This window comes from Streptomyces tritici (genome assembly GCF_048500665.1).
Classification (GTDB): domain Bacteria; phylum Actinomycetota; class Actinomycetes; order Streptomycetales; family Streptomycetaceae; genus Streptomyces; species Streptomyces tritici.
Genome location: NZ_CP183183.1, coordinates 2,622,501 through 2,641,106, shown reverse-complemented (window position 1 = coordinate 2,641,106; position 18,606 = coordinate 2,622,501). Strand labels below are relative to the sequence as shown.

Annotated in this window: 14 protein-coding genes and 1 rRNA gene (1 of these 15 cut by a window edge); 13 read left to right on the top strand and 2 right to left on the bottom strand. The window is 73.4% G+C overall.

What is annotated here, in order from left to right:
• The first annotated feature begins 278 nt into the window (after window positions 1-278).
• The 3 genes from ACNJ93_RS12105 to ACNJ93_RS12095 all read left to right on the top strand — a co-directional run bounded on the left by ACNJ93_RS12105 (window position 279) and on the right by ACNJ93_RS12095 (window position 5,989).
• Window positions 279-542 (top strand): WhiB family transcriptional regulator, encoded by a 264-nt coding sequence (locus ACNJ93_RS12105; protein WP_318106492.1) that lies wholly within the window; start codon window positions 279-281, stop codon window positions 540-542.
• A 312-nt stretch (window positions 543-854) separates the two neighbouring features.
• On the top strand, window positions 855-4,448 hold the full coding sequence (locus ACNJ93_RS12100; RefSeq protein WP_418957392.1) for a glycosyltransferase family 2 protein: 3,594 nt from the start codon (window positions 855-857) through the stop codon (window positions 4,446-4,448).
• The gene (locus ACNJ93_RS12095; RefSeq protein ID WP_418957391.1) at window positions 4,445-5,989 is read left to right on the top strand and encodes a DUF5719 family protein; all 1,545 of its coding nucleotides are present in this window, start codon (window positions 4,445-4,447) and stop codon (window positions 5,987-5,989) included. The genes ACNJ93_RS12100 and ACNJ93_RS12095 overlap by 4 nt, the downstream gene beginning before the upstream one ends.
• A gap of 21 nt (window positions 5,990-6,010) precedes the next feature.
• Here the strand turns inward: ACNJ93_RS12095 and ACNJ93_RS12090 are convergent, their stop codons facing one another.
• Window positions 6,011-6,442, bottom strand: coding sequence for a metallopeptidase family protein (locus ACNJ93_RS12090; protein WP_418961379.1), 432 nt, complete (start codon window positions 6,440-6,442; stop codon window positions 6,011-6,013).
• Window positions 6,443-6,789: 347 nt separating this feature from the next.
• Between ACNJ93_RS12090 and ACNJ93_RS12085 the strand changes: the two genes are divergently transcribed.
• From ACNJ93_RS12085 to ACNJ93_RS12050, 8 genes are all read left to right on the top strand, one after another.
• Window positions 6,790-7,218 (top strand): DUF3499 domain-containing protein, encoded by a 429-nt coding sequence (locus ACNJ93_RS12085; protein WP_418957390.1) that lies wholly within the window; start codon window positions 6,790-6,792, stop codon window positions 7,216-7,218.
• 143 nt (window positions 7,219-7,361) lie between these two features.
• A complete protein-coding gene (locus tag ACNJ93_RS12080) occupies window positions 7,362-8,729 on the top strand; it encodes a phosphomannomutase/phosphoglucomutase (RefSeq protein WP_418957389.1) in 1,368 nt (455 codons plus the stop codon).
• A gap of 414 nt (window positions 8,730-9,143) precedes the next feature.
• Window positions 9,144-9,326, top strand: coding sequence for a Trm112 family protein (locus ACNJ93_RS12075; RefSeq protein ID WP_418957388.1), 183 nt, complete (start codon window positions 9,144-9,146; stop codon window positions 9,324-9,326).
• A 106-nt stretch (window positions 9,327-9,432) separates the two neighbouring features.
• Window positions 9,433-10,833, top strand: a complete 1,401-nt coding sequence (locus ACNJ93_RS12070; RefSeq protein ID WP_418957387.1) for an SIS domain-containing protein — start codon at window positions 9,433-9,435, stop codon at window positions 10,831-10,833.
• 45 nt (window positions 10,834-10,878) lie between these two features.
• Window positions 10,879-12,030 carry a mannose-6-phosphate isomerase, class I gene (gene manA / locus ACNJ93_RS12065; protein ID WP_418957386.1) on the top strand — a complete coding sequence of 384 codons (1,152 nt, stop codon included), beginning with the start codon at window positions 10,879-10,881 and terminating at the stop codon, window positions 12,028-12,030.
• An 81-nt stretch (window positions 12,031-12,111) separates the two neighbouring features.
• The gene (locus ACNJ93_RS12060) at window positions 12,112-13,089 is read left to right on the top strand and encodes a cation diffusion facilitator family transporter (protein ID WP_418957385.1); all 978 of its coding nucleotides are present in this window, start codon (window positions 12,112-12,114) and stop codon (window positions 13,087-13,089) included.
• Between the two features lie 326 nt (window positions 13,090-13,415).
• Complete coding sequence (gene ahcY, locus ACNJ93_RS12055; protein WP_418957384.1) at window positions 13,416-14,870, top strand: adenosylhomocysteinase; 1,455 nt, start codon at window positions 13,416-13,418, stop codon at window positions 14,868-14,870.
• A gap of 178 nt (window positions 14,871-15,048) precedes the next feature.
• The gene (locus tag ACNJ93_RS12050; RefSeq protein WP_418957383.1) at window positions 15,049-15,675 is read left to right on the top strand and encodes a hypothetical protein; all 627 of its coding nucleotides are present in this window, start codon (window positions 15,049-15,051) and stop codon (window positions 15,673-15,675) included.
• A gap of 12 nt (window positions 15,676-15,687) precedes the next feature.
• Here the strand turns inward: ACNJ93_RS12050 and ACNJ93_RS12045 are convergent, their stop codons facing one another.
• Window positions 15,688-16,692, bottom strand: coding sequence for an RDD family protein (locus ACNJ93_RS12045; RefSeq protein WP_418957382.1), 1,005 nt, complete (start codon window positions 16,690-16,692; stop codon window positions 15,688-15,690).
• A 118-nt stretch (window positions 16,693-16,810) separates the two neighbouring features.
• On the opposite strand from ACNJ93_RS12045, the gene ACNJ93_RS12040 reads away from it, so the two are divergent.
• Window positions 16,811-17,818, top strand: a complete 1,008-nt coding sequence (locus tag ACNJ93_RS12040; RefSeq protein WP_418957381.1) for a stage II sporulation protein M — start codon at window positions 16,811-16,813, stop codon at window positions 17,816-17,818.
• 591 nt (window positions 17,819-18,409) lie between these two features.
• Window positions 18,410-18,606: ribosomal RNA gene (locus tag ACNJ93_RS12035) — 16S ribosomal RNA — on the top strand; it runs 1,329 nt beyond the window's last position.

The following is an 18,606-nucleotide window of genomic DNA, read 5'->3' as shown; positions in this document are numbered from 1 at the left end:
GATCCGGATCGCTTCCGTGGCTGGATCGCAACAAGATCCACGTCGGGGACGTCCTTCTTCCCGAGAGGGCGCGGCGCCGCCAAGGCGGTGGGCTGTGTCATGGTTTTTGGCGATTTGAACACTTTCCGCATAGCCTTGGTTCCGCAGAGTGAATACGGGGCCCAATAGCAGATCTCGGCTTGACTCGCGCGGAGCTACGAACTTGTAATTTCACTCGTGTCGTTCGGCCGAAAGGCGACGGCAACGCACGGGGACGCAATGACGGACGAGGGGCGCACATGACCGAGTTGTTCCAGGAACTGCTGGTCGAGGACGCGGACGACGAACTCGGCTGGCAGGAGCGCGCACTGTGCGCCCAGACCGATCCCGAGTCCTTCTTCCCCGAGAAGGGCGGCTCGACCCGGGAGGCCAAGAAGGTCTGCCTGGCCTGCGAGGTCCGCTCCGAGTGCCTCGAGTACGCCCTCCAGAACGACGAACGCTTCGGTATCTGGGGCGGCCTGTCCGAGCGGGAGCGCCGCCGGCTGAAGAAGGCCGCCGTCTAGCGCGGCCGCACCCGGTCCGACAGCGCCGCCGTTCCGGACCGCCGTACGCGTCGTACGGGACTCGTCGTCACGGGACCGTCGTACGCGTCGTGCGAGACCGCCGACCAGGGTCGCCGTCCGCCGCCCGTGCCTGTGCACGGGCGGCGGACGTTTTCGTCCGGCTTCGCCCGCCTTCGTTCAACAGGCCTTGTCCACAGGGCTTTGTCCACAGGCTGCGACCCCGGATCTCCGCAGCCGTTAGTGTGGGCCTCCGTCCGAGAGCTCCCCACGCCCCCCGCGGGCGACCCCCGGTGCCGGAGGGCCCGTACCTCGATGTCCGCAACTCCCGAGTTTCCGCGCCACGTCGTCACCGCCGTGCTCGTCTCCCACGACGGCGCACGCTGGCTGCCCGACGTCCTCGCCGGGCTGCTCGCCCAGGAGCGCCCCGTCCAGAACGTCATCGCCGCCGACACCGGCAGCGCCGACGAGTGCGCCCGCCTGCTGGCCGAGTCGCTCGGCGACGACCGGGTGCTCCACCTGGCCCGCCGCACCGGCTTCGGCGCCGCCGTCGAGGAGGCCGCGCGCACCGCGCCCGTCCTCGGCCCGGAGGAACTCCCGTACCTCAAGCGCCCCAGCGGCTGGGACCCGGTCAGCCGGACCTGGCGCGACGACGCGTACCAGCTGCCCGAACTGCCGCACGGCGAACCGGTGCAGTGGCTCTGGCTGCTCCACGACGACTCCGCCCCCGCCCCGGACGCCCTCGCCGAACTCCTGCGCGTCGCCGACGCCGACGCGTACGCGGCCGTCGTCGGCCCCAAGCTGCGCGGCTGGTACGACCGCAGGCAGCTGCTCGAGGTCGGCGTCTCCATCGCCCGCAGCGGCCGCCGCTGGACCGGCCTGGACCGCCGCGAGCAGGACCAGGGCCAGCACGACCAGGTCCGCTCCGTCCTGTCCGTCTCCTCCGCCGGCATGCTGATCCGGCGCGACGTCTTCGAGCAGCTCGGCGGCTTCGACCGCCGGCTGCCCCTGATGCGCGACGACGTCGACCTGTGCTGGCGCGCCCACGCCGCCGGCCACAGCGTCCTCGTCGCCCCCGACGCCGTCATGCGGCACGCCGAGGCCGCCGCCCGCGAGCGCCGCACCGTCGACTGCGCCGGCCGCTCGGCGGCCAGCCCGTACCGCGTCGACAAGTCCGGCGCCGTCTACACGCTGCTCGCCAACACCCGCGGCGCCGCCCTGCCGTACGTCCTGCTCCGGCTGGTCGTCGGCACCCTGCTGCGCACCCTGACGCACCTCGTGGCCAAGGCCCCCGGCCAGGCCGTCGACGAGGTCATGGGCCTCTTCGCCGTGCTGCTGCGGCCCGAGCGGATCCTCGCCGCCCGCAGCCGCCGCAAGAACCCCCAGGTCGCCGCGAGCGAACTGAAGGCCCTCTTCCCCGCGCCCGGCGCCACCGTCCGCGCCACCGTCGAACAGGCGGTGTCGAACTTCGGCGGCTCCGACGCCGACTCCGGCGGCTCCCGGCACGGCGTCGTCGAGTCCGGGCCCGGCGGCGACGACGCCGACTACCTGGAGATCGAGCAGTTCGCCCGGCTCAAGAAGATCGCCCGCAAGCCCGGCCCGGTCCTCTTCGCCCTGCTCCTCCTCGTCTCCCTCGTCGCCTGCCGCGGCCTGTTCGCCGGCGGCGCGCTCGCCGGCGGCGCCCTGCTGCCAGCGCCCGACTCGGTCGGCGAGCTGTGGAGCCGGTACGCCGACGCCTGGCACCCCCTCGGCACCGGCGGCACCCAGACCGCCCCGCCGTACCTCGCCGTGCTCGCGGCGCTCTCCGCCCTGTTCCTCGGCTCCACCGGCTTCGCCCTGACCCTGCTGCTCGTCTGCTCGGTCCCGCTCGCCGGCTTCACCGCGTACTTCGCCTCCCGGCCGCTCGTCGAGTCCCGGCTGCTGCGCGCCTGGGGCGCCATCGCGTACGCCTTCCTGCCCGCCGTCACCGGAGCGCTCGCCACCGGCCGGCTCGGCACGGCCGTGCTCGCGATCGTGCTCCCGCTGATCGCCCGCGCCGCCGTCGCCGCCCACGGCCTGGCCCGGCCCGACCGCGGCAGCTGGCGCGCCACCTGGGCGTACACCTTCCTGCTGACGTTCACCATGGCGTTCACGCCGATCGTCTGGCCGATCGCCGTCGTCCTGGGCCTCGGCGTGCTGGTGCTGCGCCGCTCCGACCTCGTCGCGTACGGGCTGCGCTTCCTCGCCGCAGTCGGCACCCCGCTGCTGGTCCTCGCGCCCTGGTCGCTCACCCTGCTGACCGACCCCGGCGCCTTCCTGCGCGAGCCCGGCCTCGACCTCGGGCCCGGCGCGGCCTCCGCGCTCGACCTGCTCGCGCTCAGCCCCGGCGGCGCCGGCACGTTCGGCGGGCTGCTGCTGATCGGCATCGTGCTCGCCGGCCTGTCCGGTCTGCTGCGCGAGGAGCGCCGGCTCGCCGCCCGCGCCGCCTGGGCCGCCGCCCTCGCGGGCCTGCTCTTCGCCGCGCTCGCCAACGGTTCCGGCTGGGCCGGCCCGGCCACCCTCGTCTACGGCGCGGCCCTGCTCGCCGCCGGCATGATCGGCGCCGAAGGCGGCCGGACCCGCGTCGCCGAGCACGGCTTCGGCTGGAGGCAGCCCGTCGCGGCCCTCGTCGCGCTGGCCGCCGCGCTCGGCCCGCTGGCCGCCGCCGTCGGCTGGATGATCGGCGGCGCCGACGGCCCGCTGACCCGGCGCGACCCGGTGCAGGTCCCGGCCTTCGTGGCCGAGGAGTCCGGCACCCGCGACCAGCCCCGCACCCTCGTCCTCGGCGGCACCTCGCCCGGCGAGGTCCGGTACGCCCTGGTCCGCGGCTCCGGCGGGGTCCTCGGCGACGCCGAGCTGGCCGCGACCGGCGGCGGCGACCCGCGCCTCGACAAGGTCGTCGCCCACCTCGTCGCCGGCTCCGGCGCCGACCAGACCGACCAGCTCAGCGGCTTCGCGATCCGCTACGTCCTCGTCCGCGACGGCGCACCGCGCCAGATGAGCCGCGTCCTCGACGCCACCCCGGGTCTCAGCCGGCTGAGCCAGATCGACGGCAGCGCCCTGTGGCGGGTCGACCGCCAGGTCGCCCGCGCCACGATCGTCCCGCCCGCCCGCGGCGACGTGCCCGTCGAGCCCATGCCGGTCGCCTCCGACCGGGTCGAGGCCCACACGGAGATCCCCTCCGGCCCGGCCGGCCGCGTCCTGCGCATCGCCGACCGCGCCGACGACGGCTGGACGGCCACCCTCGACGGCAAGGAGCTGAAGAAGACCACCGTCGACGGCTGGGCCCAGGGCTTCGAACTGCCCGCCGAGGGCGGCCGGCTCGACCTCACGTACGACGCGCCGGTCACCCACGGCGTGTGGGTGTGGACGCAGGCCTTCCTCGCCGTCGTCCTGCTCGTGCTCGCGCTGCCCGGCCGTCGCCGCGAGCTCGACGACGACCTGCCCGACGAGGAGGTCGTCATCCCCGCCCAGGCGATGGAGGGCGACGGCCGCCGCGCCCGCCGGCTGCGCGCCGCCGCCGAGGCCGAGGCCGCCGCCGCGGCGGCCCAGGCGCCGGCCGAGGCGGAGCCCGAGCCGGTCCCGGTCCCCGCGCAGCCGGAGCCGTACACGGACCCGTACGGCGGACAGCAGCAGCCCTACGACCCGTACGCCGGGCAGACCTACGCCGACCCGTACGCCCAGCAGCCCTACGGCGACCAGCAGGGCTACGACCCGTACGCGCAGCAGCAGCCCTACGCGGACCCTTACGCCCAGCAGCCCTACGGCGACCCGCAGGCGTACGACCCGTACGGCCAGCAGCAGCACCAGCAGCAGTACGACGCGTACGGCCGGCCTTACGGGTACGGCCACGAGACCGAGCAGCGTCCCGACGGGAGCAGCAACCAGTGAAGCGCACGACCCTCTCCCTGATCGCGGCCGCCACCGCCCTCGCCGCCGTCACCGGCTTCGCCGCCCTCACCGCCCCGGACGGCACGAAGCAGGCCACGCTCGCCCTGCCGCTGGGCCTGCCCGTCGAGCGCAGCAGCCTGCTCTGCCCCGCGCCCAGCAGCTCCGAGGTCGCCGAGACCGTCTACACCTCCTACACCCCGGCCGCGAAGACCGGCGCCGCGCCGGGCAAGGGCGACGCCGAGAAGGCCCCCGACAAGGCGGAGCTCCTCCCGTCCACCGTCGCCCTCGTCGAGACCGACCCCAAGAAGGCCGCCGACGCGGCGAAGAAGCCCGCCCCCGGCAAGCCCACGCTCACCCTCACCAAGCCCGGCACGCCCGTCACCGCCGAGGCGAACGGCGGCGCCGCCCCCGCCCTCGTCGGCACCGCGACCGGCACTCTCGCCCCCGGCTGGACCACCCAGCAGACCACCGTCGTCCCGGCCGGCGGCGCCCGCGGCCTGCTCGGCGTCACCTGCACCGCGCCCGACACCGACGTCTGGTTCCCGGCCGCCTCCACGGCCAAGGGACGCCAGGACTACGTCCACCTCACCAACCCCGACGACACCGCCGCCGTCGCCGACATCGAGCTGTACGGGCCCGCCGGCAAGCTGAAGTCGGTGCTGACGGAGGGCATCTCCGTCCCGGCCCGCTCCAGCGTCCCGGTCCTGCTCTCCACGCTGACCGCCGAGCCGCCCACCGCCGACGTGACCGTGCACGTGACCACCCGTACGGGACGGGTCGGCGCGGTCGTCCGGGCCGCCGACGACAAGATCGGCAGCGACTGGCTGCCGTCCTCCGCCGACCCCGCCCCGACCGTCGTGCTGCCCGGCATCCCCGGCGACGCGACCGGTGTCCGGCTCGTCGCCTACGCGCCCGGCGAGGACGACGCCGAGCTGAAGGTCGAGTTCGTCGGCGCGTCCGGCACGATCGTCCCGGCCGGCGGGGAGTCCCTGACGGTGAAGTCCGGCATGACCGCCGCCCTGGACCTGCCGAACCTCACCCGCGGCGAGGCCGGCGCCCTGCGCCTCACCCCGGCCGACCCCAAGCGGCCGACGCCGGTCGTGGCGGCGCTGCGCGTGGTGCGCGGCAAGGGGGCCGACCAGGAGCTCGGCTTCGTGCAGGCCACCGCACCGCTCACCACCCGCGGCACCGCCGCCGACAACCGCGCGTCCGGCTCGACGCTCCTCCTGACCGCACCGGGCGAGTCCGCCCAGGTGAAGGTGACCGCCTCGGCGGGCAGCGGCGGCGGGCAGAGCGTCACGAAGACGGTCACGGTCAAGAGCGGCACCACCACCGCGTTCACGCCGCCGGTCCCGTCCGGGCTGAAGGGCGGTTACGCCCTGACGGTCGAGCGCGTCTCCGGCGGGGCGGTGCACGCGGCCCGGCTGCTGGCGCTGCCGGAGGACGGGGTCCCGATGTTCACGATCCAGACGATCGCCGACGACCGGGGCACGGTCGAGGTCCCGACCGCCCGCCAGGACCTGTCGGTCCTCGACGACTGACCCCGCCGGGGAGCGGGCGGGTCAGTCCTGCCCGTACCGCGGGTCGACCGACTCGGGGGAGAGGCCGAGGAGATCGGCGACCTGCTCCACGACCACCTCGTGGACCAGCGTCGCCCGCTCGTCGCGGCTCTTCGTGCGGATCTCCACCGGCCGCCGGTAGATGACGACCCGGGCGGGCCCGTCCTTCTTCGCGGGCACCGAGACGCCCAGCGGGACGGTGTCCTCCCGGACGTCCGGCGGTACCTCCATCACCAGGAACTCGACGTCGACCAACTGGGGGAAGCGCCGCTCCAGGCGCTCCACCGAGTCCAGGACCAGATCGCGGAAGGTGTCGGCGCGGCTCGACGACAGCGGCACCTGCGGCGGCGCGACAGGCCCCCGCATGCCGCGGCCGTGGCGGTCGCGCCGGCGGATCCGCGGCTCGGACGGTCGGGGCGGCACAGAACTGTCCATCACTCACGCAGGGTAGCCCTGAACGGCCCGCCCGGGCCTTCTCCGGCGCCCGGAAGCCACCGGCGTGCGCCGTCCGCGCCCGTGCGCCGGTGCCCGACCGCCCCGTACGCCGGGGTCACCCCCGCCCTCGCGAGACTGTCGATAGTTGAACATTCCGGCCACGCATGCGCGCGAAACGACGCGTCCCCGCGATCGGCTCCCCGGCCCTCGTTGACCGGTTTTCCCACCCTCGCTGTCCGGATCCCGTCCTGCCCCCGATCGGCCTCCCCGCCTCCCGCGCAGGTCAGCCGGGCCGCGCGGAACGGCCCCGTGGCGGACGTCACAGCGCGACACGGGGGAGTGACCTGGTGGAGAGTCGTCGCGGCCCGCTCAAGAGTGCGGTACCGTCCAACGTCGTGAGCCCTGTACGTCGCTGTTCGCGCACCGCGTGCGGCCGCCCTGCCGTCGCGACGCTGACGTACGTCTACGCCGACTCGACTGCGGTCCTCGGCCCGCTCGCCACCTACGCCGAGCCCCATTGCTACGACCTGTGCGCCGAGCACAGCGAGCGCCTCACCGCGCCCCGTGGCTGGGAGGTCGTCCGGCTCTCCGACGGCTCCGCCCCCACCCGCCCCAGCGGCGACGACCTGGAGGCCCTGGCCAACGCCGTGCGCGAGGCGGCCCGCCCGCAGGAGCGCGCGGCCGAGGCGGGCGGCGGCAAGGGCGGCCGCGGCAGCGACCCGATCGAGGTGGGCCGCCGGGGCCACCTGCGGGTACTCCGCTCCCCGGACAACTGACCCGCCCTTTCCGGTGCGTACCACCCCTTCCGTCCCCACTGGCCCGAAGCCGCTCTGCCGGGGTCCGGGCGACGGCGGGTAGTTTGGGCGTTCCGTACACGCGCCGCACACGCGTGCAGGTGAAACCTCAGGAAGGTGAGTCCGTGGCTGCTGATCTCTCGCAGATCGTGAAGGCGTACGACGTCCGCGGAGTGGTCCCCGACCAGTGGGGCGAGGAGCTCGCCGAACTCTTCGGCGCGGCCTTCGTCCAGGTGACGGGCGCGGACGGGATCGTCGTCGGCCATGACATGCGTCCCTCGTCGCCCGGCCTGGCCGGCGCGTTCGCCCGCGGCGCCGCGGGCCGCGGCGCGGACGTGACCCTGATCGGCCTGTGCTCGACCGACCAGCTCTACTTCGCCTCCGGGCAGCTCTCGCTGCCGGGCGCGATGTTCACCGCCTCGCACAACCCGGCCCAGTACAACGGCATCAAGATGTGCCGCGCCGGCGCCGCCCCCGTCGGCCAGGACACCGGCCTCTCCGAGATCCGCGCCCTCGTCGAGCGCTGGACCGAGGAGGGCGCGCCGCAGCCCGCCGGGCGGACCGGCACGATCAGCGAGCGGGACACCCTCGCCGACTACGCCGCGTACCTGAAGTCGCTGGTCGACCTCACCCGGATCCGCCCGCTCAAGGTCGTGGTGGACGCCGGCAACGGCATGGGCGGCCACACCGTCCCCACCGTCCTGGACGGGCTGCCGCTGGAGCTCGTCCCGATGTACTTCGAGCTCGACGGCACCTTCCCGAACCACGAGGCCAACCCGCTCGACCCGAAGAACCTCGTCGACCTCCAGGCCCGCGTCCAGACCGAGGGCGCGGACCTGGGTCTCGCCTTCGACGGCGACGCCGACCGCTGCTTCGTCGTCGACGAGCACGGCGTGCCGGTCTCCCCGTCGGCGATCACCGCGCTGGTCGCCGCGCGCGAGCTGGCCAAGGCGCCGGGCGGGACGATCATCCACAACCTGATCACCTCGTGGTCCGTGCCGGAGGTGGTGCGCGAGAACGGCGGCACGCCCGTGCGCACGCGGGTGGGCCACTCCTTCATCAAGGAGGAGATGGCGAAGACCGGCGCGATCTTCGGCGGCGAGCACTCGGCGCACTACTACTTCAAGGACTTCTGGAACGCCGACACCGGCATGCTCGCCGCGCTGCACGTGCTCGCCGCGCTCGGTGCCCAGGAGGGCCCGCTGTCCGAGCTGGTCGCCGCGTACGACCGCTACGCCGCCTCCGGCGAGATCAACTCCACCGTCGCCGACCAGAAGGCCCGGATGGCCGCGGTCCGGCAGGCGTACGAGGGCCAGGAGGGCATCACCCTCGACGAGCTGGACGGCCTGACCGTGACGGCCACCGACTGGTGGTTCAACCTGCGCGCCTCCAACACCGAGCCCCTGCTCCGCCTGAACGTCGAGGCCCGCGACCCGAACACGGTCGAACAGCTCACCGAACAGGTCCTCGGCATGGTCCGCGCCACGGACTGAGCCCCCACGGGCCCGCGACGAATCCCATCCGGCCCACGGCGGCGGCCACCGCGCACGAGACGGCGGCGGCTGCCGCGCACGAGACGGCGGCGGCCACCGCGCACGAGACGGCGGAGGCTGCCGCGCCCGGGGCGGCGGGGACCACCGCGCACGAGGCAGCGGGCCTTCCGGTCCCGGGGCGGAAGCCACCCGGTCCCGGGCGGCGGAGGTCCCCGGCCCCCGGACGGTGGGGTGCCGGGGCCGGGCGGCGGGAGGTTGCCCCGGCCCGTCCTCCCGGGCGTGCCGTCCGGGCCGCGCGGGAGGTTCCCCGGCGGTAGGCTGACCTGGCCCGACGCGGCGCCGACGGGGCGCCGCCGGGGCGGCGACGGTACGCACACCGCCCGTCCGCACACCGTCTGTTCGAAGGGACACCCCATGCCGCTCGAAGCCGGCCTCCTGGAGATCCTGGCCTGCCCGGCCTGCCACGCTCCGCTGAACGACCGCACCGCGGAGGAGACCCCCGAGCTGGTCTGCACCGGCGCCGACTGCGGCCTCGCCTACCCGGTCCGCGACGGCATCCCCGTCCTCCTCGTCGACGAGGCCCGCCGCCCGGCGTAGGCCGCACCCGGCGCCGGCGGCCGGGCACCGCCGCCGCTCCGCCGCACCGCGACCGGACGGGGGCCGGGCACCCCGGCCCTCCTCGCACCCGTTTCCCGGAGGCACCATGCTGGACGAGACCCTGCTCGACGCCCCGGAGGCCCTCGCCCGCGCCGACCGCCGCGGGCTCCTGCGCGCCGCCGCCGAGGCCGGCGCCCGGGTCCGGACCGCCGCCCGGCACGCCGCCGAGGCCGGCATCGCCGACCTGCGTCCCGACGGCCGCCCCCGCACCGTGCTCGTCGCCGGCCCCGGCACCGCCGCCGTCGGCGTCGCCGACCTCGTCGGCACCCTCGCCGGCGCGGCCGCCCCCGTGATCCGGCTGCGGCCCACCGGCGTCGCGCCCGCCGCCGGCGCCCTGCGCTGGGAACTCCCCGGCTGGGCCGGCTCCCTCGACCTCCTGCTCATCCCCACCACCGACGGCGCCGAGCCGGGCCTCGCGCTCCTCGCCCAGCAGGCGTACCGGCGCGGCGTCACCGTCGTCGCCGTCGCCCCGCAGCGCTCGCCGCTCGCCGAGTCCGTCGTCGCCGCCCGCGGCCTGGTCGTCCCGCTGGCGATCGCCCCGCACGCGATGTACGACGAGGAGATCCTCGCCGCCAGCACCGCCTCGCTCTGGGCCCTGTTCACCCCGCTCCTCGCGCTCCTCGACCGGGTCGGCCTGCTCACCGCCCCGCCCGAGGCCCTGGAGCGGGTCGCCGACCGGCTCGACCGCACCGCCGAACGCTGCGGGCCCGCCGTCGCCACGTACGACAACCCGGCCAAGACCCTCGCCGCCGAGCTCGCCGACTCGCTGCCGCTGATCTGGACCGAGGGCGAGACCGCCGGACCCATCGGCCGCCGCTTCGCCGCCGTGCTCGCCGAGCTCGCCGGGCTGCCCGCGCTCGCCGCCGAACTGCCCGAGGCGCTGCCCTCGCACGGCGTGCTGCTCGCCGGCGACTACGCCGCCGGGGCCGACCCCGACGACTTCTTCCGCGACCGCGTCGACGAGCCCCAGGCCCTGCACGCCCGCGTCGTCCTGCTCCGCGACCGCCCCGCCGGCGGTCTGACCGCCGCCCCCGCCGCCCGCGAACTCGCCCTCAGCCACGACACCCCCATCAGCGAACTCGAGCCCACGCTCGACGCCGGCGACGGCAACGAGAACGGCATGGGGAACGGCGGCGCGGGCGAAGGGCCCGACAACGCCACCGGGACGGAGCGAGGCGGCAACGGCACCGCCGGCTCCGACGAGGCCGCCACGCTCGAAGCGCTCGCCGAACTGCTCGCCGTGACGGATTTCGCGGCCGTTTACCTGTCGCTCGCCTCGGCCGTGGACGCTGCCGGAATCACCGGGGCAACCGAACCGCCGACCCGGGCGTCTGACCGGCCGACGACCGGCGCCGACAGCGACAGTGACACCGACGTCGCCACCGGCACCGGCACAGGCACTGACGCCGGCACCGACGCCGACTCCGACTCCCACGGCGGCTCGTGACCGTCCCGAGCCCTGCCCGACGCACCGAGCACGCTGGAGCACCCGATGGACCGCCTCGCCAACACCGTCCGCCCCTACGCCTGGGGCTCCACGACGGCCATCCCGGAACTGCTCGGCACGCCCCCCACGGGTGAACCGCAGGCCGAGCTGTGGATGGGCGCCCACCCCGGCGCCCCCTCGGTCACCCTGCGCGGCCCGCTCAACGAGGTCATCGCCGACGACCCCGTACGCGAACTCGGCGCCGCCGTCGTCGACCGGTTCGGCCCCCGGCTGCCGTTCCTGTTCAAGGTCCTCGCCGCCGGCGCCCCGCTCTCCCTCCAGGTCCACCCCGACCTCGCGCAGGCCCGGGCCGGATACGCCGCCGAAGAGGCCGCCGGCATCCCCTTCGACGCCCCGCACCGCAACTACAAGGACGGCCACCACAAGCCCGAACTGCTCTGCGCCCTCACGCCGTTCGACGGTCTCTGCGGCTTCCGCGCCCCCGCCGAAGCCGCCGACGTCCTCGCCGCGCTCGACGTCGACTCGCTCAAGCCCTACGTCGACCTCCTGCACGCCCACCCCGAAGAGGCCGCGCTGCGCGAGGTCCTGACCGCGCTGCTGTCCGCCGAACCCGAGGAGATCGCGCACACCGTCACCGAGGCCGCGGCCGCCGCCGCCCGCCTCGGCGGCGCCCACGCCCCGTACGCCGAACTCGCCCACCACTTCCCCGGCGACCCCGGCGTCCTCGCCGCCACGCTGCTCAACCCCGTCCGGCTCCAGCCCGGCGAGGCCATCTTCCTCGGCGCCGGCGTCCCCCACGCCTACCTCCGCGGACTCGGCGTCGAGATCATGGCCAACTCCGACAACGTGCTGCGCTGCGGGCTCACCCCCAAGCACGTCGACGTCCCCGAACTCCTGCGCGTCGTCCGCTTCGAGCCCGGCGAGCCCCGCGTCCTGCGCCCGGAGGCCGGGCCCTCCGGCGAGGAGCTGTACGACACCCCCATCGACGAGTTCCGGCTCTCCCGGTACGTGCGCGCCCAGGGCGCCGCGCCCACCGACCTCACCACCGCGGGTCCGCAGATCCTGCTCGCCACCGCCGGCCGGCCCAAGGCGGGCGACCTCACCCTCGAGCCCGGGGAATCGGTCTTCGTTCCGGCCGGGGAAAAGACCGAACTGTCCGGTACGGGAACGGTCTTCCGCGCCACCGTCGCCGCCTGAGGTAAAAAGGTGCGGCCGAACAGAGGCTGACCGGGGCTCACCGGGCTCCGGCCGGAACCGACGAAGGGAACACGTACACCCATGAGCGCGTCAGGCGGAACCAAGGCGATCGTGGCGGCACTCGCCGCCAATCTCGCGATCGCCGTAGCCAAGTTCGTGGCGTTCCTCTTCAGTGGTTCGTCGTCGATGCTGGCCGAGAGCGTCCACTCGGTCGCCGACTCCGGCAACCAGGGACTGCTGCTGCTCGGCGGCAAGAAGGCCCAGCGCGAGGCCACGCCGCAGCACCCGTTCGGCTACGGCCGCGAGCGCTACATCTACGCCTTCCTCGTCTCCATCGTGCTCTTCTCCGTCGGCGGCATGTTCGCCCTCTACGAGGGCTACGAGAAGATCAAGCACCCGCACGAGATCGAGCACTGGTATTGGCCGGTCGGCGTCCTGGTCTTCGCGATCATCGCCGAGACCTTCTCCTTCCGCACCGCCATCAAGGAGTCGAACGCGATCCGCGGCTCGCTCTCCTGGAAGGAGTTCGTCCGCCGCGCCAAGGCCCCCGAGCTCCCCGTCGTCCTCCTGGAGGACCTCGGCGCGCTGGTCGGTCTGATCCTCGCCCTCGGCGGCGTCGGCCTCGCCCTCCTCACCGGCAACGGCGTCTGGGACGGCATCGGCACCCTGTGCATCGGCGCCCTGCTCATCCTGATCGCGATCGTCCTCGCTGCCGAGACCAAGTCGCTGCTGCTCGGCGAGGCCGCCGGCATCGACGACGTCCAGAAGATCGAGAAGGCCGTCGTCGACGGCGAGACCGTCACCCGCCTCATCCACATGCGCACGCTGCACCTCGGCCCCGAGGAGCTGCTCGTCGCCGCCAAGATCGCGGTCCGGCACGACGACACCGCCGCCCAGGTCGCCACCGCCATCGACGCTGCCGAGCAGCGCATCCGCGCCGCCGTGCCGATCGCCCGGGTGATCTACCTGGAGCCGGACGTCTACAGCGAGGCCGCCGCCGACGCCGGCCCCGACCCGGCCGCCACCCCCGGCGGGCCCGCCCCGGCCGCGGACCACTGACGCATCCCGCGTCCCACGCACCACTCGTGTCCGTGACGCGCACCGCTCACCAGGACCCGAACCCCAGCCTCACGGCCGAGGCCCCACGGACCGGAAACGGCACCGGGGGCCTCTCCCTTTTCCCCGTCGCTGCGCCGGTCGGTGTAGATTCGAGGCTGCCAGACGTCGCTGCTGATGGCGGTCGGGCGGCCCGCACGGGCCGACCGAGGGAGAGAGGGCCTCCGACGACTGCACCGCGGGTTTTCCCGGGCATTCGTATGCCCGATGCCGCGGTGCCGGCGTGCCCGAACGAGCCTCGAAACCGAACCACGAGGAGCAGCTCCGTCATGACGACTGCCGTCAACCAGGACTTCAAGGTCGCCGACCTCTCGCTGGCCGCCTTCGGCCGCAAGGAGATCACCCTCGCCGAGCACGAGATGCCCGGCCTGATGTCGATCCGCAAGGAGTACGCGGACCAGCAGCCGCTCGCCGGCGCCCGCATCACCGGCTCCCTGCACATGACCGTGCAGACCGCCGTCCTCATCGAGACCCTGGTCGCCCTCGGCGCCGAGGTCCGCTGGGCCTCCTGCAACATCTTCTCCACCCAGGACCACGCCGCCGCGGCCATCGCCGTCGGCCCGAACGGCACCCCGGAGAACCCCCAGGGCGTCCCGGTCTTCGCCTGGAAGGGCGAGACCCTGGAGGAGTACTGGTGGTGCACCGAGCAGGCTCTGACCTGGCCGAACACGCCCACCGGCGGTCCGAACATGATCCTCGACGACGGTGGTGACGCCACCCTGCTCGTCCACAAGGGCGTCGAGTTCGAGAAGGCCGGCTCGGCCCCGGACCCGTCCACCGCGGACAGCGAGGAGTACGGCCACATCCTCCGTCTCCTCAACCGCACCCTCGCCGAGAGCCCGCAGAAGTGGACCCAGCTGGCGTCCGACATCCGAGGCGTCACCGAGGAGACCACCACCGGCGTCCACCGTCTCTACGAGATGATGCAGGCCGGCACCCTCCTCTTCCCGGCGATCAACGTGAACGACGCCGTCACCAAGTCGAAGTTCGACAACAAGTACGGCTGCCGCCACTCCCTGATCGACGGCATCAACCGCGCCACCGACGTCCTCATCGGCGGCAAGACGGCCGTCGTCTGCGGCTACGGCGACGTCGGCAAGGGCTGCGCCGAGTCCCTCCGCGGCCAGGGCGCCCGCGTGATCATCACCGAGATCGACCCGATCTGCGCCCTGCAGGCGGCGATGGACGGCTACCAGGTCACCACGCTCGACGAGGTCGTCGAGACGGCCGACATCTTCATCACGACCACCGGCAACAAGGACATCATCATGGCCTCGGACATGGCCAAGATGAAGCACCAGGCGATCGTCGGCAACATCGGCCACTTCGACAACGAGATCGACATGGCCGGCCTCGCCAAGATCCCCGGCATCGTCAAGGACGAGGTCAAGCCGCAGGTCCACACCTGGACCTTCCCCGACGGCAAGGTCCTGATCGTGCTGTCCGAGGGCCGTCTGCTGAACCTCGGCAACGCGACCGGCCACCCGTCCTTCGTCATGTCGAACTCGTTCGCGGACCAGACCCTGGCCCAGATCGAGCTCTTCACGAAGCCGGAGCAGTACCCGACCGACGTCTACACGCTGCCGAAGCACCTCGACGAGAAGGTCGCCCGCCTCCACCTCGACGCCCTCGGCGTCAAGCTGACGACCCTCCGCCCGGAGCAGGCCGCGTACATCGGCGTCAAGGTCGAGGGCCCGTACAAGCCGGACCACTACCGCTACTGACGTACCGGCGCCGCGCGTCCGTGCACGGACGCGCGGGCGCCCGGTCCACCCGTGACGGAACAGGCAGGCCCCCGCACCCCCGTGCCGGGGGCCTGCTCCGTCCCGTTCACCGCCGCGGCCCCCGTACGCCGCCGTCCCCCCGCCCCAGGAAGCACCCCGAGGACCAGGACCCGGACCCATGCCCCGCGGCCGCTATTCGCTCTACGATCCGCACGATCACACCCCCCTCGGCAACGAGCACTTCCACTGCGCGCCCGGCCCCTCCGGCTGGCGCTACGTCTCCCAGATCACCACCCCCTCCGGCGACCACGCCGGCTCCGTCGACCTGGCCGTCGACGAACTGGGCCGCCCCATCCGCCTCGAACTCCACGCCCTGAGCTGGCAGGTCCGCGGAGCCGCCCTCGACGGCGTCACGTGGGTCCGTACGGACCCCACCGGAACCCACGCCACCGAAGGCAATGTGCGCGCCCACGCCTTCACCGGCACGTCCCCGGCGTTCCTCGTCGCGATCAGTCGTCTGCTGCGTCTCACCCCCGGCTCCCCCGCGACCCGCGTACGGCTGGTCGCCTTCACGGATCCGGTCCTCGCCCCCCTCACGGTCGACCAGTCCTGGGCCCTGCTGAAAAGTGAAGCGCACGCCACTGACAACGGGGTGCTGACCGTGGACGAGTACCAGGTCAGCGCCCTGGACACGGGGGAGCAGCACACCGTCCACCTCGCCGGCGACGTGGTCCTCGCGGCCCCCGGCATCGAACTCGAGGACCTCGACACCCCGCCGTCGGTCTTCCCCGACGACCCCCGCTGACCAGCCCGCCGACTAGGCGGGCGGAGCGAAGCCGGTGGCGGGGGGCGGGGGAGGGGTGGAGGGGGACACGGGCGGGACCACGGCGGGAGGGGCAGGCCGGGCCGCGGCCTGCGGGACGGTTTCCGGTACGGGCGAGGCCACGCCCTGGGGTACCGGCCGGCCCACGGCCTGCGGCGCGGACGGGGCCACGGCCTGCGGCGCGGACGGGGCCACCGCCTGGCCGGCCGCCGGCGACGTCCCGCCTCCGACGCCGTCCCCCACCCGCGGAGCCGTCGCGAACGCCCGGCGCGCGTCCCGCGCCTGCCGCTCGGCCACGACCCCGGCCAGGAAGGCGTCCGCGGGCACCCCGGCCGGGGGAGGGGTACCGGTCCGGGCGACGAGATCGTTCGCGAGCCGTTCCGCCAGCGCCCGCCCGACCTGCGGGTCCAGCTGGCGCGAACGCGTCAGGTACTGCCGTATCGCCAGCCACAGCTCCTCCGGCACCGCCGAGAGGTCGAGCTGCGTGAACCGCCCGACGAGCCACGGCGGCGGAGGAGGCACGGGCACGGCCCTCGCCGCGGACATGCGCTCCCGCACCACCAGCGTCCCGGCGAACACGTCACCGAGCCGCCGACCGCGCGCCGACACGAGCGAGGCGATGCAGGCGACGATCCCGATGGTCATCGTGATCTCCACGACGCCCATCGCCCCGCGCACCAGCGCGTGCCGGAACCGGATCGGCCCGCCGTCGTCCCGTACGACGCGCAGCCCGCAGGCCAGCTTCCCGAGCGACCGTCCGCGCGTCAGCGTCTCCACGGCGATCGGCGCCCCGACGAGCACCAGCAGGAACGAGGCGATCGCCATCGCCGTCTGCGCCGCGTCGTCCAGCGACGACGTCGCCACCGCGAGTCCCACCGAGACCAGCAGGTAGGCGACCCACACCACGACGAGGTCGATGAACACCGCCAGCGCCCGGCTCGGCAACCTCGCCGGCTGCAGCCCGAGAACGACGGCGTCCCCCGTCACAACCCCACTCACGTGCCCACCCTTCGTCGACCTTCTCGTCCCCACCGAACGCCAGTCTGCCAAGCTGGCCCGCAGCGCGCCGCAGTAGTACGGACCCGTCCGCACCCAGTGCCTGGAGCAGCAGCCGATCATGGACCTCGACGTCTACGTCACCGCCCACCGTGCCGAGTGGGAACGCCTCGACCACCTCGTGAGCCGAGGCGGCAAGCTCACCGGAGCCGAGGCCGACGAACTCGTCGCCCTTTACCAGCGCACCGCCACCCACCTCTCGCTCATCCAGTCCGGCTCACCGGACCCGATGCTCACGGCCCGGCTGACCCAGCTGGTCGCGCGCGCCCGCGCCACCGTCACCGGAACCCGCCGCGCCTCCTGGCGCGACGCCCTGCACTTCTTCACCGCCGGTTTCCCCGCCGCGATCTACCGCTCGCGCCGCTGGTGGATACCGACGGCCCTGCTCTCCACGCTCGTCGCCGTGATCATCGGCTGGTGGATCGCCGCCCACCCGGAGGTCCAGGCGACGATCGGAGCGCCGGCGGAGCTGCGCGAGATGACCCGCCCCGGCGGCCAGTACGAGACGTACTACTCGAGCCACCCGGCGGCCTCGTTCGCCGCCCAGGTGTGGACGAACAACGCCCAGGCCGCCGCCGTCTGCCTGGTCCTCGGCGCGTTCCTCGGCATCCCGGTGCTCTGGATCCTCTTCCTCAACATGCTGAACCTGGGCGTCGGCATCGGCCTGATGTCCGCGGCCGGCCGCCTGGACGTCTTCCTGGGCCTGATCCTTCCGCACGGCCTGCTCGAACTGACCGCCGTCTTCGTCGCCGCCGGTACCGGCCTGCGCCTGGGCTGGACCGTCATCGACCCCGGGCCCACGACCCGCCGCGCCGCCCTCGCCCAGCAGGGCCGCGCGGCCCTCGGCATGGCCCTCGGCCTGGCACTGGTCCTGTTCGTCTCCGGCCTGATCGAAGGCTTCGTCACCCCGTCGGGACTGCCGACCTGGGCCCGCATCACCATCGGCGTCGTCGCCGAGCTGGCCTTCCTGGCGTACGTCTACGTGCTCGGCGGCCGCGCCGCCCGCGCCGGCGAGACGGGCGACATCGACCTCTCGGACCGCAACGCCGAGCTCCCGACCGCGGCCTGATGTGCGCAGCACCCCGCTGAGCTGCTAGTCTCCTCTTCGCCGCCAGGACTGTTGACACGGTCCCAGCGGGGAGGTAGATTCTAACGGTTGCCTCGGACAGGACATGGCCGAGGATCAGCTAGTATCTCTCTCGCTCCGGTCCGGAATTAAGTTTCCGCGGAGCCACCCCGAACCTTATCCGGATCACGAAGCCGATTAGCTCGGCGGAAATGCTTCTGATAAAGTCGGGAAAGCCGGAAGGGCCCCAAGCGAAAGCGAAGGGACCGGAAAGCAGCCGAAAGGCACCGAGGAAATCGGATCGGAAAGATCTGATAGAGTCGGAAACGCAAGACCGAAGGGAAAAGCCCGGAGGAAAGCCCGAGAGGGTGAGTACGAAGGAAGCGTCCGTTCCTTGAGAACTCAACAGCGTGCCAAAAATCAACGCCAGATTAGTTGATACCCCGTCCATCTTCGGATGGTCGAGGTTCCTTTGAAGTCCTACTGGCCCATGCGGCAGGTAGGCAATTACACAGCGAGGACGCTGTGAACGACCGGTCCTATTCCGACCGATCGTTCCGCTCAACGCGAGTGTCACCGGATCACCGGTAAACATTCACGGAGAGTTTGATCCTGGCTCAGGACGAACGCTGGCGGCGTGCTTAACACATGCAAGTCGAACGATGAACCTCCTTCGGGAGGGGATTAGTGGCGAACGGGTGAGTAACACGTGGGCAATCTGCCCTTCACTCTGGGACAAGCCCTGGAAACGGGGTCTAATACCGGATACGACCTGGGAAGGCATCTTCCCG